The sequence below is a fragment of the Kushneria sp. Sum13 genome, assembly GCF_052692355.1.
Map to the genome: position 1 here is coordinate 2322434 of NZ_CP199847.1, position 19983 is coordinate 2342416.

Here is a 19983-nt window from a genome sequence, read left to right on the forward strand (position 1 = left end):
GCTGCAATGGGCCCACTGCATTACATTAACGGGCATGATCGGACGGATCATTGAGTACCATGTTCAGCTGCAGTGATTCGACGCCCCATTCATTGGTTTCAACACGCTCGACCACAAAGCCCATCTCTTCATAAAAGGCCAGAATCTTGCCACGATGCCACGTTCTTGCCCGCAGATTGTGCATGCCGGCCGCTCGACAGGATTCAATGCCTCGGGTCAGCAGGGGCCTGGCAATACCGCTGCCCCGATAGTTCGGCAACACACTGATGAAGGTGGCATAGGCCTGATGGTGCTCGAGATCGTTGGCATAGCAGGCGATGGCCGCCACGACGTCATCGCCATCGAGCACATAGTTGACTTCGGCCAGGCGCAGCAGCTTGTCCACGTAGTCGGGCAGATGATGCTGAGCTGACAGGGGCGGCTCAAACTCCTTTTCGACCTGCTCAATAAAGCGCAGAAACGCTTCCGGCGAGACTGCGCGGTCGCGATGGTGATAAAAGACAAGCCCTTGGGCATCGTTGCTCATGCGGTCTCCAGTAGCAGGGCTTCTTCGATATGACGCATCACCCTGTCGGCATCTTCCCGGGGCATGGTCACAAAATTGGGCAGGCACAGAACCCGAGCGGCGATATCCTCTGACACGGGCATATGAGCGCCATTACCCTCCACCGCACCAATGAGATTGAGCGAGGGATAAAAGTAGCGGCGCGGATGAATGTCCTGCTCGGCCAGATAGCGAAGCACCCTTTCCAGCTGCGCTTCACTTTGCAGCAGGACGGGATAATAGCCGTGATTGATCTCGGCCCCCGGGACCAGCCCCGGGCGCGTGAGGGGCAGACCATGATGATCGATCCACCGATCATACATCCCCGCGATACTGGCCCGGCTTTCAAGGATGTGATCCAGCCAGGGCCAGAGCGCCAGCCCCATGGCGGCGTGCGCTTCCGAACCCTTGGCATTGATGCCCGCGCCGCCTTCCTGTCCAAAGGCACGCAGTGACGTGATGCGCCGGCTCAGATCGGCGCTGCGGGTAAACAGTGCCCCACCTTCGATGGTGTGAAAGAGCTTGGTGGCATGAAAGCTGGTGATACTGATATCGCCATAATCCAGCAGACTGCGACCGAGATGGCGCGACCCGAAAGCGTGCGCGCCGTCATAAATCACCTTCAGATCATGACGCCGGGCGATGGCCTCGATGGCTTCCACATCACAGGGGTGACCATAGATGTGGGTGGCAAGAATAGCGCAGGTCTCGGGCGTGATGGCCGCCTCGATACGTGCAGGATCCAGCGTCAGGGTCCGGGGCTCGATATCCACGAATACCGGGGTCAGTCCTTCCCACAGCAGCGCATTGAGGGTAGCCACGAAGGAAAACGGTGTCGTGATGACCTCGCCTTCCAGCGCCAGCGCCTTGAACGCCACCTGCAGCGCCAGCGTACCGTTGGCGACAAAGTGACAGTGGTCGATGCCGAGAAAGTCCTGAAGGTGGCCTTCAAAGGACTGCACCAGTGGCCCGTGATTGGTCAGCCACTGCCTTGAAAACATATCGTTGATATAGCGCTGATAATCCGCCTCGGGAGGCAGGAAGGGACGCGTAAAGGGGATCATGGCGACTCCAGTAGCGAGATCAGGTACTGCCCGTAACCGTTTTTCTCCAGAGCGCGCCCTTCTGCCATCAGCGCGTCACTGTCGATCCAGCCGTTACGCCAGGCAATCTCTTCAAGACAGGCCACCTTGTAGCCCTGTCGCTTTTCGATGGTTTCGACAAACTGGGCAGCTTCCAGCAGGCTTTCGTGGGTACCGGTATCAAGCCAGGCAAACCCGCGACCCAGCAGCTCGACATTGAGTCTGCCCCGCTCCAGATACGCCTGATTGACGCTGGTGATCTCCAGCTCCCCTCGGTGCGAAGGCCGAACATCACGGGCAATGTCGATCACGTCGTTGTCGTAAAAATAAAGACCGGTCACGGCATAGCGTGATTTTGGCTCGACAGGCTTTTCTTCCAGCGACAGCACACGCTGTTCACTGTCAAATTCCACGACGCCAAAGCGCTCCGGGTCGCGCACCTGATAGCCAAAGATCGTGGCACCGGTACCGCGCTCGACCGCACGCTTGAGCCGCGGGACAAAACCGTGACCGTAGAAGATGTTGTCGCCCAGAATCAGACAGACATTGTCATTGCCGATAAAGGACTGTCCGATGAGAAACGCCTGCGCCAGCCCATCGGGACTGGGCTGGGCGGCGTATTCGATCGATATCCCGAAGCGCCCGCCATCCCCCAGAAGACGCTTGAACAGGGGCTGCTCGACAGGCGTGGTAATGATCAGTACTTCCCGGATACCGGCCAGCATCAGTATCGACAGCGGATAGTAGATCATCGGCTTGTCATGGATGGGCAGCAGCTGCTTCGACACGCCCAGTGTCAGCGGATACAGCCGTGTACCGCTGCCGCCGGCTAAAATGATGCCTTTCATGCGGTCACCCTCAGGCCCTGACGCTCGCGGGTCTGTTCGACCTCGACGCCATGGCACCAGTCACCGTGCGCCAGAAACCACTGCACGGTCTTTTCGATGCCGCTTTCGAAGCTTTCCAGAGGACGCCAGCCCAGCTCACGCTCAATGTGCGAGGCATCGATGGCGTAGCGCCGATCGTGCCCCGGGCGGTCGGTCACATGAGTAATGAGGTCATGAAAGCGGCTAACGCCGGCAGGATGGGGGACATCAAGGCGCTCGAGCACATCACAGATCGTGGTCACCACGTCGATATTGCGACGCTCTTCATGACCACCGATGTTGTAGCTGGTGCCGATTTGTCCCTGCGTCATGACCAGGTGAAGCGCCCGGGCGTGATCCTCGACGTACAACCAGTCACGGATCTGGTGGCCTTCCCCATACACCGGGATGTCGCGCCCCTGCAGGGCGTTGAGAATAACCAGCGGAATCAGCTTCTCCGGGAAGTGCCAGGGCCCATAATTGTTCGAGCAGTTCGTGATCAGGGTGGGCAGGTCGTAAGTGCGCTGCCATGCGCGCACAAGATGGTCGGCGCTAGCCTTGCTGGCGGCGTAGGGGGAACTGGGCGCATAGGGTGACGTTTCGCTAAAGGGCGCGGCATCAAGGGCGAGATCCCCAAAGACCTCATCCGTTGAGACATGGTGAAAGCGAAAGCGCTCGCGCGCCTCACCTTCGAGCCCTTCATACCAGCTGCGGGCGGCTTCCAGCAGGTTAAAGACGCCAACAATGTTGGTGTCGATAAAGACAGCAGGGCCATCAATGGAGCGGTCAACATGAGACTCGGCAGCCAGATGCACCACCACATCCGGTTGATGGGTCGAAAACAGCCGATCCAGCGCCGGGCGATCACGGATATCTACCTGTTCCAGACAGTAACGTGGGTCCTGGTCGATATCTTTCAGCGTGGCGGTATGTCCGGCATAGGTCAGACAATCAATGTTGACGATACGGCAGGTATCGTGCGCGATAAGGTGGCGTATCAATGCCGAGCCGATAAACCCCGCACCTCCGGTAACGATGACTGTCTGCATGATGTGCTATCCCCTGATCTCATGTGTCGGCCCGACTTTTGTCTATAAGGGTAATCGACACAAGAGAGTATTTTTCGTTGGCCACAAACCTGACAGCAATATTTGTTAATATAAAAATAATATTAATAACAATGAATATTGGCTGGCATTGATAACGTAATAGTTACAGAGGATAGACAAACAAAATGCTCATATGTTGTGCCGAAACCGCCATGAATTATGGTTGCTCAGCACTTCCAGGAAAGACTGTCATTGACTATAAATAAAAGAATGGGATGTTGTAGGAAGTGCCATACAAAAAAACGCCGCTCGTTATTAAACGAGGGCGTTTTCATGAATATGATGACTTTAAATATTGCTCGACAATTAAGTCTGCCAAAAAAATTCAGTGAAAGTTAAGTTTTAATAGGCCCATTGTCATGGCGACCGGAGCGCTGATGCTGATATTTAATGCCTACGTCAGCGTCAATAACGCCAGAATGGACAGATGAGAGACCACTACCACGACCGTCAGCAGGGTACGCAGTGAAGTATACCAGGGCGGCAGGCGCTCAACGCTATCACTCTGGGCCTCATACAGACGAATCAATAAAAATCCCGTCATCAATGCCAACAGCGCAAAGCGGGGGCTGAGCATCAGTGCCGGCCATGCCAGCAGTGAGGGCGCCATGGCCACGACCATGCGAGAAGTGAAGTGATGGCTGCCCTCATGATCAAGGCTCATCGCCACCCCCCAGTGCACGCCCCCCAGAAACGAGAGGATAACGGCGCTGTAGTAGAGAAAGGCCTGAAATGCGACAGCCTGCCACCCCGGCACCGAGAGCAGAATAACGGTGGCAAGCCCCACAAAGGGGATCAGTCCGGCGATACCCAGAAGCCAGGGCAATGTCGCAAATTTTTTTCCAGACAGCATGGCAGGATCAGTATTCAGAAAGTGGTGATCACAAGCATAGCAACGCCCGGTGGCTGACGATATATCCAGCGTCTGATGTCAATCCTCACCCTTTTGACTGTCATGGGCATGAGATTTTCCTGCCTCCTGCCCTCTTGCCGTCTTTTTCAGACCGCTGTGCAGGCGGTGGCTCAACGGATTGTAATTGGGTCGCAGCTCATCCTTGACCGTCCCTTTCCAAAGCTCGATTCCGACGAAATAGCCGGCACGACCAATGGCATGCGCCGCTACCGGCGCGGTCATCAATACAAAAAAGGTGATGGCGATCGTCCGGGCAAACACGACCTCTTCCAGAAAATGCAGTGCCACGCCTGCCATCAACAGCATGACCCCCAGCGAGGCTCCCTTGGTAGAGGCATGCATGCGGGTCAAAAGATCCGGTAGCCGTACAATACCGAGCGCTGCAATCAGCATGAAAAAAGAGCCTGCCAGCAACAAAAACCCCTGAAGCAGTTCAATCATCCCGACGCCCTCCTCGCTCCAGAAAACGTGCAAATCCGACGGTGGCCAGAAACGACATCAAGGCCACGACAATCGCAACATCCAGAAAGCTGGTCTCATCGCTTTGGAGTGTATGAACCCCGATGATGCCGACAATGATCATCGACAAAAGCTCAAGCGCCACCACCCGGTCCGGCAGGCTGGGGCCAATCACCAGGCGCGCAAGGCAGAGGACCATGGAGAGGGCCAGAATGGCAAAACTCAAATGGATCAGTATCTGCATGTGGCCCCCGTCATGTTCACGATGGTCGTGGTCATCTCAGCACCGCCAGTGCACGTCGCTCCATCTCACGAAGATCTCCTCTCAGAGCCTGCTCGTCATCCAGGAACATGGCATGAATGAACAGCACCTGCCGGTCATCGGAAATGTCCAGACTCAGCGTGCCCGGTGTCAGTGAAATCAGATTGGCCACAAACGCGATTTCAAAGTCGGTCTTCGCTTCCAGCTCGAAGGCAATCACGCCCGGCGTCATGTGCCAGGGCGGTGTCAGGACATCAAAGGCGACCTTGAAATTGGCCATGAAAAGTTCGCGCAGAAAATAGAAAACAAAAGAAACCATTTTCGGCAGGCGCGTCCCGTAGCCCTGAAGGCCGGGCAGCTGATTTTGCAGCAGCAAAATGACCAGATAGCCAAAGGCCAGCCCGGTCAGCATGCCGCCCATGCTGAAATCGCCACTCAGCGCAATCCAGGCCACCGCCAGCAGCAGATTGGATAAAAGCCCGGTCATGGCTGCGCTCCCAATACGGCATCGATGTAGCCCTGTGGATCAAGAAGCTGCGCAGCCGATGCTTCTGCCACGTCATAAAGCAGCTGACCGTTGAGACCGATGAACACCGTACAGCCCGCCAGTCCCACGATGGGCAACAGCATCAGCCAGAGATGACGCTGGGACAGCGGCGTGACCCGAAGAGCGGCCCCCTCATTCTCAGGAGGTGCTTTCCAGAACACCTCGGCCCAGATCTTGGTCATCGAATAGAGCGTCAAAAGCCCCACCAGCAGCGCCACCACCGTAATGGCGATATGGCCGGCCTCGATACTGGCGCGAATCAGGACAAACTTGGCAAAGAAACCCGACAGTGGCGGCACCCCGGCCAGGGACAGCGCCGGAATCAGAAAGAGCACGCCCAACAGCGGCCAGGCCTTGTAGACCCCACCCAGCTGCTTGAGGTCATGGGTGCCCTTCAAGCGATATACGACACCACTGATCAGGAACAGATTGGTCTTCACGATGATGTGATGAAGGATATAAAACACCCCGCCCACCAGCGCCAGCGGCGTAAAAAGCGCCAGCCCCATCAGCATGTAGCCGATCTGGCTGACGATATGAAAGGAGAGGATGCGACGAAACTCGAACTGGGCCGCCGCCCCCAGAACACCGGTCAGCATGGTCAGCCCTGCCACCCACAGCAGGATGTCGTGGGTGTAATCCACGGACTGATTGAAGATCAGCGTGAAGACACGAAACAGGGCATAGACGCCAACCTTGGTCAAAAGCCCTGCAAACAGGGCAGACACCGCCACCGGCGGGGTGTGGTAAGCCGCCGGCAGCCAGAAAAACAGGGGAAAGGCCGCCGCCTTGATGCCAAACGAGATCATGAACATCACCGCCAGCACATCAATGAGCGTCTTGTCCTCCACCAGCGCGACGCGACGGGCGATATCCGCCATGTTGAGCGTACCGAGCATGCCGTATAACAGGCCAACAGCGCTCAGAAAAATGACCGATGAGAGCAGATTGAGCGTCACATACTTGATGGCCCCTTCCATCTGAGCCCGCTCGCCACCCAGAATCAACAGCGCGAAGGACGCCAGCAGCATCACTTCAAACCAGACATACAGATTAAAGATGTCACCGGTCAAAAAGGCCCCCGCCACACCGGCCAGCAGCAGATGCATGAGCGGATAATAACCAAAGGTTTCATGCCCCCGCCCGATGGTCGGTAGTGAATACACCGCCACGGCAAACCCGATAATGCCGGTCAACACCACCATGATGGCGCTTAAAAGATCTGCCACCAGCGTAATGCCAAAGGGCGCGGCCCAGCCGCCGGCATTCATGATCACATACCCCTGTGCCTGCACGCTGACAAACAGCCAGATGCTGGTGCCCAGCAGTGCCGCCGTACCGGCTATGCCGATTAATCGCTGCATCATGCGCGAACGCCAGAACGCCATCGACAGGGCGCCCGCCATGAGCGGAATCAGGATGGGAAGAGCGACTTCCGGGCTCACGTGTCGGTCTCCTTCATCTGATCCAGATCATCGACCCCGACAATCTGGCAGGCGCGGCGAATCAGCACCACGGCAAACGACAGAACCCCAAAGGCGATCACGATCGCCGTCAGTACCAGCGCCTGCGGCAACGGGTCGGCAATGACATCTGCCAGCGGATCACCATTCATGGGGATCAGCGGGGGCGCATCACGTGTCATGCCCGCAGTGGCAAAGATCAGCAGGTTGGCCGCGTTTGAGATCAGAATCAGTCCGATCACCAGTTTGACGATTGATCGTCGCAGCATCATGTAAATGGCCGCGGCGTAGATCACACCGATAACCACTGCCATTATGGGTTCCATGAAGCCCCCTCCCCTGACGGTACGCCCGTGTCATGCCTCATCCTTGTCGACCTCCGTCAGCGTGATCACTGCCGTCAGCACTGCCCCCAGTACCACCAGGTACACGCCGACATCAAAGATCAGCGGTGTGGACAGCTTGAGCCCCAGACCCGGCACCTCCCACCACTGCGCGGTCAGAAATGCCTCACCCTGCCACCAGGCCGGCAAGGCCGAACCCACCCCCAGCAGTAACCCGAAACCGATACAGTCACGCGGATCGACACGCAACAAGCGCCGGGTAGCCTCCGGGCCGTTGACGAACTGATGCAGCGCAAAGGCGCCGGCGACCACAAGCCCGGCAATAAAGCCGCCACCCGGCTCATCGTGACCACGCAGCAACAGAAAAAGGGAAAACAGGATCTGTAGCGGCACCAGCGTCTGAGCGGCGACCGAGAGGATCAGGGTGCCTGTTTTCATGGCGTCTTCCTCTCTTTGGCCTGCAGTCTGAGCATGGCCAGCACACCGATGGCCGCCAGCGACAGCACAAAAATCTCACCGAGCGTATCCAACGCGCGGAAATCGACCAGAATCACGTTGACGATGTTGTGGCCGTGTCCCAGCGGCACACTGTTGTCGATCATGTATTCAGAGATGGAGGTAAAAAGATCCTGTCCGAGCACGGTCAGAATCAAAAGGGTCATGAGACCACCCGTAATGATCGCCACAAACAGGTCACGCACCCGCTCCATGGGCGTCGACAGACTTGAAAACTGCGGCATTCGAAAGAGCACCAGAATGAGCAGGATGACCGTCAGGGTCTCGATCAAAAGCTGCGTGATGGCAAGGTCCGGCGCACTGAACAACAAAAAGATCAGTGCGATGCCAAACCCCATCACCCCCGCGGCCGCCACGGCAGCCAGACGCGAGCGCATCATGCAGGCAACGACGGCACTGGCGGCGACGACAAGTGCCACGACCACTTCCTGCAGACGCACATCAAGCGCCAGATCAAATACCGGACCATGGCGCACCAGCAGCGTATAGCCGGTCAGCCCCGTAAAGCTGAGCAGGGTCAGGATCAGGTAATTGCGCATGTAGCCGCTTTGCAAAAGACGTGTCTGCCACCCGGCCACGCGGACCAGCAGATCCATCAGCTTCCAGTACCCCGCTTCAGGGCCACGATCGAGCACCGGACTGAAGCGATGAATCACGCCTCGCACGCCCGGCCAGCGCCAGCACACCAGAAGCCCCACGCCCAGACTGATCATCGACATCATCAAAGCCGTATTCAGGCCGTGCCAGAGATACAGGTCTGCCACCACCTCGGCACCCATGACCGCACTCGCTGCCGCATTCAAAAGACCATCGCCGACCAGCCACGGCATAAAGCCCAGCACCAGTGACAGCCCCGCCAGCACACAGGGGCCGGCCAGCATGGAAAGGGGCGCCTCATGGGGCGTTTTCGGGGTGGTTTTGAGCGCTCCGAAAAAGGGTCGCAGTGCCACAATGCCGGCGGCGGCCACGACCAGAACGGAGGCCAGCAGGCTCATGCCAATGAGAAAGCCGGCATAGCGCGGTGCTTCAAGCACGACTTCAAACAAAAGCTCCTTGGCCACAAATCCAAAAAGCGGAATGACCCCGCCCAGCGACAGAGCCGCAACAAACGCACAGGTCGCCGTGACCGGCATGAGCCGACGCAAACCGCCCATCTCATCGATATCCTTGGTGCCTGTCTCATGATCAAGGGCGCCGGCCACCATGAACAATGCGCCCTTGTAGAGCGAATGCGCAGTCAGAAAGGTCACAAAGGCGATCATGGCAGCCTCGCCTCCGATGCCCAGCAGCATGGTCAGTGTCCCAAGCGCCATGACCGTGGAATAGGCCAGTACCTTCTTGATGCCCGTAAACCGAATGGCCAGAAAGGCACCAACCACCATGGTGATCGCGCCAATCACACACAGGATGGTCATCCAGGCCTCGGTGCCGCCCAGACCCGGCTGTAGACGCGCCATTAGATAGATACCGGCCTTGACCATGGTGGCCGAGTGCAGATAGGCCGAGACCGGCGTCGGGGCCGCCATGGCGTTGGGCAGCCAGAAATGAAACGGGAACTGGGCCGACTTGGTAAAGGCGCCCCCCAGCAGGCACAGCAGCATCGGCAGATAAAGCGCGTGTTCGCGCAGCGACTCGCCATCACTGAGCAGCGTCTGAAGTGACCAGCTGCCGCCCGCCACGTTGAGCAGAATCAGACCGCTCATGAGCGCCAGCCCCCCGGTGAAGGTGACCAGTAACCCCTGCAGAGCCGATTTGCGCGCGGCAGCATCCTCATGATTGAAACCGATCAGCAGATAGGAGGTGATGCTGGTCAGTTCCCAGAAGACGAACAGCGTCATCAGCCCATCCGCCATGACGACCCCAAGCATGGAGGACATGAACGAAAGAATCAGGACATAAAAGCGGGCGAGCTGCGGGTGACCATGGAGATAGCCACTGGCATAAATGATGATCAGCGTGCCAATGCCGCTGATCAAAAGACCGAACAGCAGTGACAGACCATCCAGCCAGAAACTTAAGCTAAGCCCAAGGCTCGGCGCCCAGGCCTGCTCGAAATAAATACCACCCGACTGCAGGACCTCCGGTGCCAGCGAGACCAGCCAAAAGGCAATGGCAGCAGGATAAAGCGCGAGAATCAGTCCAGTACGGCCGCCGCACCAGCGGGACAGAAAGGGAACAAGGATGGCCAGGGCAAATCCGGCCAGCACGGCAATCTGCATGATGCGCTCTCTCCTTTTGCTGTCCTGGGTGATGAGATGACCGCGACGCGTGGCATCAATGATGCCGCTTACATCCTTGCCTGTTTGTGGAAGAAGGCAGCAAATCGGGCTTGATATGCTATGGTAGATTCGCATTACAGCGGGAATGGCATGCCTTTTTCAATCATTTAACCTTAAGATTCGGGTTTGACGGCGAAAAGGGCGTCTGCGCATGACAAGGGGTATTGCCAGCACGTCATCTGCAAGGGAGAATCGCCTAACTGCTTGATGTCATTGCATAGCGCAACATTCTGCAAATGATTAATAACAAGGGCCGGCCCCTCAATGGGAGACGGCTTCCCGCTCATGGCGGGTTTCTGTTCGAGACTTCTGACCGGCCCTGCAAGGAATCAACTGACGCATACTGCACTGCGGGATTTGCTCGCTGTGTCGTCTATTCATGATGCCCGTTATCCGGCTTGCTTCAGCACCTGTGCTGCGGGTCACCGGTCATCGTGGCATGTCGAATAGTCAGTACACTGGAAGCCATTCATCAGGAAACAAGCATTCATGACCCTGCCCTGGATCCCTCTGCTGACCTTTCTGGGCGTTTTCGTGCCCGCGCTTGCCATTCGTGGCGGCAGAACCGTCTGTGCACTGGCCACGGCCGTCGCCCCGGCCATCGCTCTTGGCCTGGTCCTGTTTTTCTATCTGGGGCATGACGGTGAAGAGGTCATGCGCACCTCATTTCAGTGGCTTCCATCGCTGGGCCTTGAAGTGGCCTTTCGCCTGGATGGGCTATCGCTGCTCTTTTTATTGCTGATTCTCGGCATTGGTCTGTTGATCATCCTCTATACCCGCTACTACCTGTCCGAAAAGGACTCGATGTCGCGGTTTTATGCCTTTTTGATTTTGTTCATGACCTCCATGGTCGGCATTGTCATGTCGGACAATCTGCTGCTGATGTGGGGGTTCTGGGAATTGACCAGCATCTCTTCGTTTTTGCTGATCAGCTTCTGGTCACACGAAACGACGGCGCGCAAGGGTGCGCGCATGGCGATGACAGTGACCGGCGCCGGAGGTCTGGCCCTGCTGGCCGGCATCATGCTGATCGGCAAGGTGACCGGCACCTATGACATCGGCACGGTGCTTGAAAGCCATGATCTGATCACGGCAAGCCCGCTCTACCCGGCCATTGTCGTGCTGGTATTGCTGGGCGCCTTTACCAAGTCGGCCCAGTTCCCGTTCCATTTCTGGCTGCCTCACGCCATGGCGGCCCCGACGCCGGTCTCGGCCTATCTGCACTCGGCCACCATGGTCAAGGCGGGCATCTTCCTGATGCTGCGCCTGCATCCGGCGCTGTCAGGTACCGAGCTCTGGACAGTTATCGTGACGCTGACCGGCCTGGTCACACTGGTCTACGGGGCGTGGTTCGCCTTTTTAAAGACCGACCTCAAGGGAATTCTGGCGTTTTCGACCATCAGCCATCTGGGCCTGATCACCTCGCTGCTCGGGCTTGGAAATTCTCAGGCATTGATTGCGGCCCTTTTCCACATCATCAACCATGCCCTGTTCAAGGCCTCGCTGTTCATGGCCGCCGGGATCGTTGATCACGAAACAGGCTCTCGCGATGTGCGAAAACTGGGTGGCCTTTACCGCCTGATGCCGATCACGACGGTACTCACCTGTATTGCCACCATTTCGATGGCCGGTGTGCCACCACTGAACGGCTTCATTTCCAAGGAAATGTTCTTCACCGAAGCGCTGGCCTCCCGGCAGTTCGGTGGCCTGGCATGGATTGTGCCCCTGCTGGCAGGTTTGGGCGGGCTGCTTTCCGTCGCCTATTCGCTCCGCCTGGCCTATGCCACCTTCTTCCGACGCCCGCGTCAGGAGCCACCCAAAACCCCTCATGAGCCCCCCTGGCCGATGCGCTTTCCCATCGAGCTGCTGGTGGTTCTGTGCATCATTGTGGGGCTGGTACCGACCCTGCCGCAGACACCGATCCTGGAAGATGCCGTTCGCGTGACGATGTCTGGTGAGATGCCCGAATTTCACCTGGCGCTCTGGCATGGCATCAACCCTGCCCTGCTGCTGAGCATGGCGGTCATTGCCGGTGGCATCGTGCTGCATCTGCTCCATCGCCACATGATGCGATTCAATCGTCAGTTCCGGCCTCAGGATGCCCGCTACATTTTTGAAGCCTTCGTTCAGCGCCTGGTCGGGCTGTGTCAGCGCCTGACCGACCGGCTCGAAAATGGCTCGCTGCAGCGTTACATGTTCCTCCTGATGGCTGTATCGGTACTGGCCATGGCGCTGGGCCTGGCGGATCTGGACACACTGACCGGCAACCTCGGCCAGCAGCCGCTGGATCCGATCGTGGCCATGGGTGCAGCGCTTTTGATCATGGGGGGCGTGTTGACCGCTGCCCTCCACCGCTATCGCCTGATTTCCCTGTTGATGCTCTCGGTAGTGGGGCTGGTGGTCTCGCTGACCTTTGCCCGTTTCTCGGCGCCGGACCTGGCCCTGACGCAGCTGTCGGTTGAAGTCGTGACCATGATCCTTCTGATGCTGGCGCTCTTTTTCCTGCCGCAGAAAACACCCAAGGAGTCAGGGGGTGCCCGTGTGGTGCGTGACGTTCTGATCGCCACGGGATTCGGGGGGGCTGTTGCAAGTCTCAACTTCGCGGTGCTCACCCGCGATCTCGACAGCATTTCGGAATTTTTCATCCGTCAGAGCGTACCAGGCGGTGGCGGCCACAACGTGGTCAACGTCATCCTGGTGGACTTTCGTGGCTTCGATACACTGGGTGAAATTACCGTGCTTGCCATTGCAGGCCTGGCCATTTTCAAGCTGCTCAACCGGCTTCGCCTGTTCATGCCGGCCACCGATATGGAAGGTCGCCTGTGGTCCGATGATCGCCATCCGACGCTTTTGATGGTGGTGTCCCAGACCCTGCTGCCGCTGGCCCTGCTGGTGTCGTTTTTCATCTTCCTGCGCGGTCATAACCAGCCCGGCGGGGGCTTTATCGCCGGTCTGATCACCGCAGTGGCCCTGATCCTTTTGTACATGTCGCGCGGCGTCGAATGGGCGCAACAGCGGCTGGACTTCCAGTTCCAGCCCATCGCCATTGCAGGCGTTGCCCTGTCGACCTTTACCGGACTTTGCAGCTGGCTGTTTGGTTACCCGTTTTTGACCTCGACCTTTGATCATTTCCATCTGCCTTTGATCGGTGATATCGAACTGGCCAGTGCCCTGATTTTTGATGGTGGCATTTACCTGGCGGTCGTTGGCGCCACGCTGATGATTCTGGCCAATCTGGGCAAGCTCACCACCGCACATCGACCCAACAAGGACATCCCCTGATGGAAGCGCTCTACGCCATCACCACCGGTATCCTGACGGCAAGCGGCGTCTATTTGACCCTGCGCGGACGTACCTTTCCGGTCGTCGTCGGGCTGACGCTGCTCTCTTATGCCGTCAACCTGTTTCTGTTCTCCATGGGCGGCCTCACCACCCATGGCGCGGCGCTGGTCGGCACCACTGAACACTACGCCGACCCTCTTCCACAGGCGCTGGTGCTGACCGCCATCGTCATCGGCTTTGCCATGACGGCCTTTGCCATCATTCTGGCGATGCGTTCCAGAGGCGATCTGGGCAGCGACAGCGTCGATGGCAACCGCACCGATCGTGAAGATCCGCGGGAGAACAAGGCGTGATGCAGCATTTGCCCATTTTTCCGGTTCTGCTGCCTCTGGTGGTGGCCATTATCCTGCTTCGAAAGCGTGAAGGCGTTGACCCGGTCAGACGAACCATTTCCATTACAGCCACGGCACTGCTGGTAGCAGTTGCCTTCTGGCTGGTCAGTCAGGTGGCCGGTGGCGAGACGCTGGTCTATCGACTGGGCAACTGGCAGGCGCCCTATGGCATCGTACTGGTGGCCGATCGGCTGTCTGCCATGATGGTCCTGCTGACGGCCCTGCTGGCACTGGGCAGCGTAATCCACGCCAGTGGCGGTGAGGACAATCAGGGCTCCAACTTTCACGGGCTCTTTCATCTACAGCTGATGGGGATCAACGGTGCCTTTCTGACTGGTGACCTTTTCAACCTGTTTGTCTTTTTCGAAGTCCTGCTGCTGGCGTCCTACGCGCTTTTGATGCACGGCGGTGGCAAGGCGCGCGTTCAATCCGGGCTGCACTATGTGGTGCTGAACCTGGCCGGCTCTTCGCTGTTTCTGATTGCCCTTGGCGTTTTGTATGGCAGCATCGGCACGCTCAACATGGCCGACATGGCCGAGCGCGTCAGCCAGCTGCCGGCCGACAGGCAGGGCCTTGTGCGCGCTGGTGCCCTGCTGTTGCTGGTAGTGTTTGGACTCAAGGCCGCCATCCTGCCGCTCTATTTCTGGCTGCCCCGGGCCTATAGTTCAGCGCCTGCGCCGATCGCGGCCCTTTTTGCCATCATGACCAAGGTAGGGATCTACGCCATCTTCCGCGTGTTCACCCTGATCTTTGGTGAGCAGGCGGGTGGCCTTGCGCATCTGGCCCAGCCCTGGCTGTGGTGGGGGGGACTGGCAACGCTTGGTATGGCAACGCTTGCCGTGCTGTCCGCGCGCGACCTGCGCATGCAGATATCCTATTTCATGCTGATTTCAATCGGCACCCTGCTGTGCGGTCTGGGCATGGAAGGAACGGCGTCGCGCGGTGCCATGCTGTTCTACATGCTGCATACCACGCTGATCAACGGCGGGCTTTTCCTGCTGACCGACATGATTGCCGACCAGCGTGGCAAGGTGGGCACCCGCATCGTGCGCAGCAAGAAATTCAAATACGCCACGCTGCTCAGCGCTTTGTATATGGTGGGAGCCGTCAGTTCCGCCGGGCTTCCTCCGCTGTCCGGCGCGCTGGCCAAGGCGTGGCTGATGTCGACGGCGACCCTGTCGGAAGGTCTCTGGCTGTGGCCGCTGCTGCTGCTATCCGGCCTTGCAGGGGTCGTGGCCGCCTCACGTGCCGGTTCGACCATCTTCTGGCGTCACGGTAACGGCGACCCGGTGGGTGAACGCCTTTCACGCGGCAAGCTGGTTGGCACCGTGGTGCTGTTGTCTGCCGCACCGCTGCTGGTGATACTGGCAGGCCCCATCGGCGGCTACACTCAGGCCACTGCCGAGCAGATCACGGACACCGTGCAGTATCGCAGCGCCGTACTGGACAATGTCACTTCAGACACGTCAGGAGCGTCTGTCGATGCTGATTAAACGCTGTCTCCCCAGACCCATTCTTTCGTCGATCCTGACGATGGTCTGGATCATGCTGTCCGACATTATCACCTATGGCTCCGTCATCATGGGCGTCATCCTGGGGATTGCCATTCCACTGATGACCCAGCGCTTCTGGGATGCGCAACCGGTGGTCAAAAAACCGCTGCTGCTGCTGCGATACACCCTGCGCGTCATGCTGGACATTCTCATGGCGAACCTGGAAGTGGCCTGGCTGATCTCCCGTCCCTGGCGGCGCCCTCGGCCCGCTTTTATCGAGTATCCCCTGACGCTCAAGCGCGATTTCAGCATTACGCTGCTGGCCAGCACCATCAGCCTGACGCCGGGCACCATTTCGGCCAATCTGCGACTCGACGGGCGCAGCCTGCTGATTCATGTGCTGGATACCGACGATGAGCAGGCCATCATCGACGAGATATACAACCGATACGAGCGACCGCTCATGGAGATTTACGAATGATCGGTATTGCGCTGTGGATCAGCTTTTTTCTGGTCGCCATGGCCATCATTCTCAACGCCTATCGGCTGCTGGTAGGTCCTTCCCTGCCCGATCGCATCATCGCGCTCGATACCATGTACGTGAACAGCATTGCGCTGATCATCCTGTACACGATCTGGCTGAGCACGCGGGTCTATTTCGAAGGCGCCCTGCTGATTGCCATGCTGGGATTTATCAGTACCGTGGCCGTGTGCAAGTATCTGCTGCGCGGCGACATCATCGAATAGGAGACCATCATGGCGTGGCTGGACAAGGCATGGGTTGATACGGCGCTTGAGGCGCTAACGGCCTTTTTTCTGATCGCCGGGGCGCTGATCACGTTCATCAGCTCTTTCGGAATGGTGCATCTGCGTGATTTTTACCTGCGCATGCACGGGCCGGCCAAGGCCACGACCCTTGGCGTGGGCCTGATTCTGGTGGCCTGCATGTTTTATTTTCTACTGATCGAGCGCACCTTTCATATCCAGTTGCTGCTGGTCACCATTTTCCTCTTGATCACGGCGCCCATCAGCGCCCACCTGCTGGCCAAGGTGGCGCTGCATCAGAAGCTGCCCAGTGATATCTCGACCACCGGAGCCCCCAGTGAGCTGCGTGAAGAGGATGTCGGCCAGGAACCGGACACACCGCATCCGGAAGACCCCGGCAGCGGTCAGCGCCACAGTCCCTGAGGCGCTGGCCCGCCCAGGGCTCAGCGCCAGTTGCGCGTATTTCTCTCGACCAGCCCCGCCAGCGCTTCAATATGACTTTTGCGGTCATTGAGCGCCGGCACATAGCTGTAGTCTTCCCCGCCGGCTTCCACGAAATATTCCCGGTTTTCCTGCTGAATTTCTTCCAGCGTTTCCAGGCAGTCGGCCGAAAAGCCGGGGCAAATGACGTCGATACCGGGCGTGGTTTTCACGTCCCAGTTCTTGAGCGTCTCATCGGTATAGGGCTTGAGCCACTCCTCCCTTCCGAAACGCGATTGAAAGGTCATGGTCCACTGACTGTCTTCAAGGCCAAGCTCGCGGGCCAGAGCCTCACTGGTCCCACGGCAGTGCTTGGGATAGGGGTCGCCTTCCTCGGCATAACGCTTCGGGATGCCGTGCCACGAGATCAGCAAGTGATTTTGCTTGCCACGCGTGGCCCAGTGCTCCCGAACGCTTTCGGCAAGCGCTGTAATGTAGCCACGGTCATCATGGTAATCGCGGATAAAGTGCATTTCGGGGATATCCGGGCACGGCTTGAGCGCATCGGCCAGACGGTCAAAGACAGCAGCCGTGGTGGTACGTGAATATTGCGGATAGAGCGGCAGCACCACGATGCGGTTGACCCCGGCGCGACGAAAGGTAAGGCCGGCGCTTTCCATGGTGGGCCGGCCGTAGGTCATGCCCAGTTCGACCGGCATGTCACAGCCATACTGCGCATCCAGATGCGCCTTGAGGGCACGCTGCTGACGCTTGCCAATGGCCAGCAGCGGCGACCCCTCTTCTTCCCAGACACTGGCATAAGCCTCGGCCACCCTTTTGGGACGAGTCCTCAGCACAATGCCATTCAGGATGCACCACCAGAGCGGGCGGGAAACGTCAATCACGCGCCGGTCCCACAAAAACTCGCCAAGGTAGCGCCTTACGGCGGAGGGGGTGGGCTCATCCGGGGTGCCAAGATTGGCTAGCAGTACGCCGAAGGGGGCCTGCGCCATGTCTATACTCCTTGCAGTGACAAGAGGGGCTTGATTGTACGAACCCTCAAAACAATCGATTTTAATGAAATTATTCTATCAGCGCTGTTCGGGCAGTGTTGATGAAATGTCCCTATTCGCCATATGCAGGAAGTGTAAATGTCTCGACCCCTGATCGTAATCCTGGGTGATCAATTGACCGATGATCTTCCCGTATTGGCAGGCGCACCGGAAAACGCCGTGGTGGCCCTGTTCGAAGTAGAAGAAGAAGGCCGCTATGTGCCCCACCATCCGCAAAAGATCGCCTTCCTTTTTTCGGCCATGCGCCATTTTGCGCAAATGCTTCGCCAGCAGGGCCGCCAGGTGCACTACACCTGTCTGGACGACAGCGACAACACCCAGGATCTGATCAGCGAAGCCGAACGGGTTGCAGGCCTTTATGGCTGCGACGACATTCGAGTGACCTCTCCCGGCGAATGGCGCCTTTTTGACCGCATTCAGAAAAGGCGAGGCAACACACCTCCCTGGTACATGGTGACCGATGATCGCTTTTTTTGCTCACGTGAAGGTTTTAATCAATGGGCACAGGGCCGTCAGCGATTTCGCATGGAGCACTTTTATCGCTGGATGCGTCGCGAAACCGGCCTGTTAATGGATGAGCAGAACAACCCGCAGGGGAATCAGTGGAATTTCGACCAGAACAACCGCAAGCCTCTGCCCAGAGACATTACCCCACCTGAACCGCCCGAACACCAACCGGATGCACTCACTCGTGAGGTAATGACACTGGTCGAGACGCATTTCGGACACCATTTTGGCACCCTTGAAGGATTCAACTGGCCCGTCACCCGACGTCAGGCACTCAATGACCTGGCTCATTTTATCGAGCACGCCCTGCCCTTTTTTGGCGACTATCAGGACGCCATCAGCGATCAGCACCCTTTTTTGTATCATGCCCGACTGTCCGGTGCGCTCAATGCCGGGCTGCTCAGACCACTGGAGGTCTGTCAGGCCGCCGAAAATGCCTGGCGTGGCGGCAAGGTGCCGCTTAACAGTGCAGAAGGCTTCATTCGACAGATTCTGGGATGGCGCGAATACGTGCGTGGTATTTACTGGCTGAACATGCCGGACTACAAAAGGCGCAATGACCTCAAGGCCGACCGGGGCCTGCCGGCCTTCTACTGGACCGGCGACACCGATATGCGCTGCTTGAAACGCGCCATCGAGATGACACGGGATCACGCCTATGCCCATCACATTCAGCGGCTGATGGTCACCGGCAACTTTGCCCTGCTCTGCGGTGTCAGCCCGGCGGCGCTGTGCGACTGGTATCTGGCTGTGTATATCGATGCCTTTGAGTGGGTTGAGCTGCCCAACACCCTGGGCATGGTGCTGTATGCCGATAGCGGCTATCTGGGCTCCAAGCCCTACTGCGCCTCGGGTAAATATATTGATCGCATGTCGGATCACTGTCAGCACTGCCGCTATGACGTCAAAAAAAGCATCGGCGAGGACGCCTGCCCCTTCAACAGCCTTTACTGGCATTTTCTTGAGCGCAATAAAAAGCAGCTGGCCAGCAATCAGCGCATGAAGCTCATTTATGGCTCACTTAATAAAATGAGTGACGACAAGCGACAGGCCCTGCGTGAACAGGCCATTCGTTTTCTGGATCAGCTTGAGGAGACACCGGCTTACGGACAGGGCGATCATCTGGCGGGATATGAAAGGCGAACCGGCAAGGGTGATGATTGATCCCGGCCACCATGGAAAACGCCGGCAAAAGCCGGCGCAAGGTCATTCAATCAATGTGTCATGTTTTGGTATTTTTAACGGCATGCGCCCCAATCGAATTCGCGATGATCAGATCGCAATGGCCAGCTCGGGCAGGTTGCCCAGCTGCACCAGACGGCGTGAACTGTCACTGCCATCTTCTTCATTCTGACGCACGATCCAGGCGTAGCTGATACCGGCCACCAGCAGTTGGTCGATGGCTTCATCGATCGAGCGGAACAGGCAGGGCTTGCCCCGACGACTGAGCTTTTGGCGATTGCCGCCGCCCGTTTCACATTCAATCTGATAAATATGGCTCAGTGTGTTGCGTACAACGCGTACTTCCATTTCATTGTGATGTGACGCGGCATATCGAAGTTGCTGTAATTCCATGTAACCCTCCCTGGGCTATCTTCTCGTCGCACTCTGGGCGACGGTTATTTCTATGTCTTTTCTATCAGTTGTTAAAAGAATAACAGTGCCGG

21 protein-coding genes are annotated in these 19983 nt (G+C 57.8%); 7 read left to right on the plus strand and 14 right to left on the minus strand.

Going from position 1 to position 19983, the window contains the following annotated elements:
* Positions 1-25 precede the first annotated feature (25 nt).
* The 12 genes from ACUN8C_RS10875 to ACUN8C_RS10930 form a co-directional block, all read right to left on the minus strand.
* Positions 26-526, minus strand: coding sequence for a GNAT family N-acetyltransferase (locus ACUN8C_RS10875; protein WP_445619241.1), 501 nt, complete (start codon positions 524-526; stop codon positions 26-28).
* Positions 523-1608 (minus strand): DegT/DnrJ/EryC1/StrS family aminotransferase, encoded by a 1086-nt coding sequence (locus ACUN8C_RS10880; protein WP_445619242.1) that lies wholly within the window; start codon positions 1606-1608, stop codon positions 523-525. The genes ACUN8C_RS10875 and ACUN8C_RS10880 overlap by 4 nt, the downstream gene beginning before the upstream one ends.
* Positions 1605-2474 (minus strand): glucose-1-phosphate thymidylyltransferase RfbA, encoded by an 870-nt coding sequence (gene rfbA / locus ACUN8C_RS10885; RefSeq protein ID WP_445619243.1) that lies wholly within the window; start codon positions 2472-2474, stop codon positions 1605-1607. Before rfbA ends, ACUN8C_RS10880 begins: the two co-directional genes overlap by 4 nt.
* Positions 2471-3541 carry a dTDP-glucose 4,6-dehydratase gene (gene rfbB / locus ACUN8C_RS10890; protein WP_445619244.1) on the minus strand — a complete coding sequence of 357 codons (1071 nt, stop codon included), beginning with the start codon at positions 3539-3541 and terminating at the stop codon, positions 2471-2473. Before rfbB ends, rfbA begins: the two co-directional genes overlap by 4 nt.
* A 454-nt stretch (positions 3542-3995) precedes the next feature.
* Positions 3996-4454, minus strand: coding sequence for a DUF3429 domain-containing protein (locus ACUN8C_RS10895; RefSeq protein WP_445619245.1), 459 nt, complete (start codon positions 4452-4454; stop codon positions 3996-3998).
* 78 nt (positions 4455-4532) lie between these two features.
* Positions 4533-4955: a monovalent cation/H(+) antiporter subunit G gene (mnhG, locus tag ACUN8C_RS10900; protein WP_445619246.1), complete on the minus strand. Its 423-nt coding sequence runs from the start codon at positions 4953-4955 to the stop codon at positions 4533-4535.
* The gene (locus tag ACUN8C_RS10905; RefSeq protein WP_445619247.1) at positions 4948-5217 is read right to left on the minus strand and encodes a monovalent cation/H+ antiporter complex subunit F; all 270 of its coding nucleotides are present in this window, start codon (positions 5215-5217) and stop codon (positions 4948-4950) included. The genes mnhG and ACUN8C_RS10905 overlap by 8 nt, the downstream gene beginning before the upstream one ends.
* A 31-nt stretch (positions 5218-5248) precedes the next feature.
* The gene (locus ACUN8C_RS10910) at positions 5249-5722 is read right to left on the minus strand and encodes a Na+/H+ antiporter subunit E (RefSeq protein ID WP_445619248.1); all 474 of its coding nucleotides are present in this window, start codon (positions 5720-5722) and stop codon (positions 5249-5251) included.
* Positions 5719-7227 carry a Na+/H+ antiporter subunit D gene (locus ACUN8C_RS10915; protein WP_445619249.1) on the minus strand — a complete coding sequence of 503 codons (1509 nt, stop codon included), beginning with the start codon at positions 7225-7227 and terminating at the stop codon, positions 5719-5721. The genes ACUN8C_RS10910 and ACUN8C_RS10915 overlap by 4 nt, the downstream gene beginning before the upstream one ends.
* A complete protein-coding gene (locus ACUN8C_RS10920) occupies positions 7224-7571 on the minus strand; it encodes a Na+/H+ antiporter subunit C (protein WP_445619250.1) in 348 nt (115 codons plus the stop codon). Before ACUN8C_RS10920 ends, ACUN8C_RS10915 begins: the two co-directional genes overlap by 4 nt.
* Before the next feature lie 30 nt (positions 7572-7601).
* Positions 7602-8027: a Na+/H+ antiporter subunit B gene (locus tag ACUN8C_RS10925; RefSeq protein WP_445619251.1), complete on the minus strand. Its 426-nt coding sequence runs from the start codon at positions 8025-8027 to the stop codon at positions 7602-7604.
* Positions 8024-10324 carry a putative monovalent cation/H+ antiporter subunit A gene (locus ACUN8C_RS10930; protein WP_445619252.1) on the minus strand — a complete coding sequence of 767 codons (2301 nt, stop codon included), beginning with the start codon at positions 10322-10324 and terminating at the stop codon, positions 8024-8026. Before ACUN8C_RS10930 ends, ACUN8C_RS10925 begins: the two co-directional genes overlap by 4 nt.
* Before the next feature lie 549 nt (positions 10325-10873).
* On the opposite strand from ACUN8C_RS10930, the gene ACUN8C_RS10935 reads away from it, so the two are divergent.
* From ACUN8C_RS10935 to ACUN8C_RS10960, 6 genes are read left to right on the plus strand one after another with little or no spacing between them, the layout of a single operon-like run.
* A complete protein-coding gene (locus ACUN8C_RS10935) occupies positions 10874-13666 on the plus strand; it encodes a monovalent cation/H+ antiporter subunit A (protein WP_445619253.1) in 2793 nt (930 codons plus the stop codon).
* A complete protein-coding gene (locus tag ACUN8C_RS10940; RefSeq protein ID WP_445619254.1) occupies positions 13666-14019 on the plus strand; it encodes a Na+/H+ antiporter subunit C in 354 nt (117 codons plus the stop codon). Before ACUN8C_RS10935 ends, ACUN8C_RS10940 begins: the two co-directional genes overlap by 1 nt.
* The gene (locus ACUN8C_RS10945; RefSeq protein ID WP_445619255.1) at positions 14016-15551 is read left to right on the plus strand and encodes a monovalent cation/H+ antiporter subunit D; all 1536 of its coding nucleotides are present in this window, start codon (positions 14016-14018) and stop codon (positions 15549-15551) included. Before ACUN8C_RS10940 ends, ACUN8C_RS10945 begins: the two co-directional genes overlap by 4 nt.
* Positions 15541-16032, plus strand: coding sequence for a Na+/H+ antiporter subunit E (locus tag ACUN8C_RS10950; RefSeq protein ID WP_445619256.1), 492 nt, complete (start codon positions 15541-15543; stop codon positions 16030-16032). The genes ACUN8C_RS10945 and ACUN8C_RS10950 overlap by 11 nt, the downstream gene beginning before the upstream one ends.
* Positions 16029-16298 (plus strand): K+/H+ antiporter subunit F, encoded by a 270-nt coding sequence (locus tag ACUN8C_RS10955; RefSeq protein WP_108842496.1) that lies wholly within the window; start codon positions 16029-16031, stop codon positions 16296-16298. The genes ACUN8C_RS10950 and ACUN8C_RS10955 overlap by 4 nt, the downstream gene beginning before the upstream one ends.
* A 9-nt stretch (positions 16299-16307) precedes the next feature.
* Positions 16308-16739 carry a Na+/H+ antiporter subunit G gene (locus tag ACUN8C_RS10960; protein ID WP_445619257.1) on the plus strand — a complete coding sequence of 144 codons (432 nt, stop codon included), beginning with the start codon at positions 16308-16310 and terminating at the stop codon, positions 16737-16739.
* A gap of 20 nt (positions 16740-16759) precedes the next feature.
* Here the strand turns inward: ACUN8C_RS10960 and hemH are convergent, their stop codons facing one another.
* Positions 16760-17749, minus strand: coding sequence for a ferrochelatase (gene hemH, locus ACUN8C_RS10965; RefSeq protein ID WP_445619258.1), 990 nt, complete (start codon positions 17747-17749; stop codon positions 16760-16762).
* 138 nt (positions 17750-17887) lie between these two features.
* Between hemH and ACUN8C_RS10970 the strand changes: the two genes are divergently transcribed.
* Positions 17888-19480, plus strand: a complete 1593-nt coding sequence (locus ACUN8C_RS10970; protein ID WP_445619259.1) for a cryptochrome/photolyase family protein — start codon at positions 17888-17890, stop codon at positions 19478-19480.
* A gap of 108 nt (positions 19481-19588) precedes the next feature.
* Here ACUN8C_RS10970 and ACUN8C_RS10975 read toward each other — a convergent pair whose 3' ends face one another.
* Complete coding sequence (locus tag ACUN8C_RS10975) at positions 19589-19891, minus strand: DUF6482 family protein (RefSeq protein WP_445619260.1); 303 nt, start codon at positions 19889-19891, stop codon at positions 19589-19591.
* Between the last annotated feature and the right edge of the window lie 92 nt (positions 19892-19983).

Excerpts from the sequence above, each read along its gene's own strand:
- rfbB (WP_445619244.1), bottom strand. The coding sequence starts at position 3,541 with ATGCAGACAGTCATCGTTACCGGAGGTGCGGGGTTTATCGGCTCGGCA.
- ACUN8C_RS10940 (WP_445619254.1), top strand. The coding sequence starts at position 13,666 with ATGGAAGCGCTCTACGCCATCACCACCGGTATCCTGACGGCAAGCGGC.
- mnhG (WP_445619246.1), bottom strand. The coding sequence starts at position 4,955 with ATGATTGAACTGCTTCAGGGGTTTTTGTTGCTGGCAGGCTCTTTTTTC.
- ACUN8C_RS10975 (WP_445619260.1), bottom strand. The coding sequence starts at position 19,891 with ATGGAATTACAGCAACTTCGATATGCCGCGTCACATCACAATGAAATG.
- ACUN8C_RS10910 (WP_445619248.1), bottom strand. The coding sequence starts at position 5,722 with ATGACCGGGCTTTTATCCAATCTGCTGCTGGCGGTGGCCTGGATTGCG.
- ACUN8C_RS10875 (WP_445619241.1), bottom strand. The coding sequence starts at position 526 with ATGAGCAACGATGCCCAAGGGCTTGTCTTTTATCACCATCGCGACCGC.
- ACUN8C_RS10930 (WP_445619252.1), bottom strand. The coding sequence starts at position 10,324 with ATGCAGATTGCCGTGCTGGCCGGATTTGCCCTGGCCATCCTTGTTCCC.
- ACUN8C_RS10970 (WP_445619259.1), top strand. The coding sequence starts at position 17,888 with ATGTCTCGACCCCTGATCGTAATCCTGGGTGATCAATTGACCGATGAT.
- ACUN8C_RS10920 (WP_445619250.1), bottom strand. The coding sequence starts at position 7,571 with ATGGAACCCATAATGGCAGTGGTTATCGGTGTGATCTACGCCGCGGCC.
- ACUN8C_RS10960 (WP_445619257.1), top strand. The coding sequence starts at position 16,308 with ATGGCGTGGCTGGACAAGGCATGGGTTGATACGGCGCTTGAGGCGCTA.
- ACUN8C_RS10880 (WP_445619242.1), bottom strand. The coding sequence starts at position 1,608 with ATGATCCCCTTTACGCGTCCCTTCCTGCCTCCCGAGGCGGATTATCAG.
- ACUN8C_RS10905 (WP_445619247.1), bottom strand. The coding sequence starts at position 5,217 with ATGCAGATACTGATCCATTTGAGTTTTGCCATTCTGGCCCTCTCCATG.
- ACUN8C_RS10950 (WP_445619256.1), top strand. The coding sequence starts at position 15,541 with ATGCTGATTAAACGCTGTCTCCCCAGACCCATTCTTTCGTCGATCCTG.
- ACUN8C_RS10895 (WP_445619245.1), bottom strand. The coding sequence starts at position 4,454 with ATGCTGTCTGGAAAAAAATTTGCGACATTGCCCTGGCTTCTGGGTATC.
- rfbA (WP_445619243.1), bottom strand. The coding sequence starts at position 2,474 with ATGAAAGGCATCATTTTAGCCGGCGGCAGCGGTACACGGCTGTATCCG.
- ACUN8C_RS10935 (WP_445619253.1), top strand. The coding sequence starts at position 10,874 with ATGACCCTGCCCTGGATCCCTCTGCTGACCTTTCTGGGCGTTTTCGTG.
- hemH (WP_445619258.1), bottom strand. The coding sequence starts at position 17,749 with ATGGCGCAGGCCCCCTTCGGCGTACTGCTAGCCAATCTTGGCACCCCG.
- ACUN8C_RS10955 (WP_108842496.1), top strand. The coding sequence starts at position 16,029 with ATGATCGGTATTGCGCTGTGGATCAGCTTTTTTCTGGTCGCCATGGCC.
- ACUN8C_RS10925 (WP_445619251.1), bottom strand. The coding sequence starts at position 8,027 with ATGAAAACAGGCACCCTGATCCTCTCGGTCGCCGCTCAGACGCTGGTG.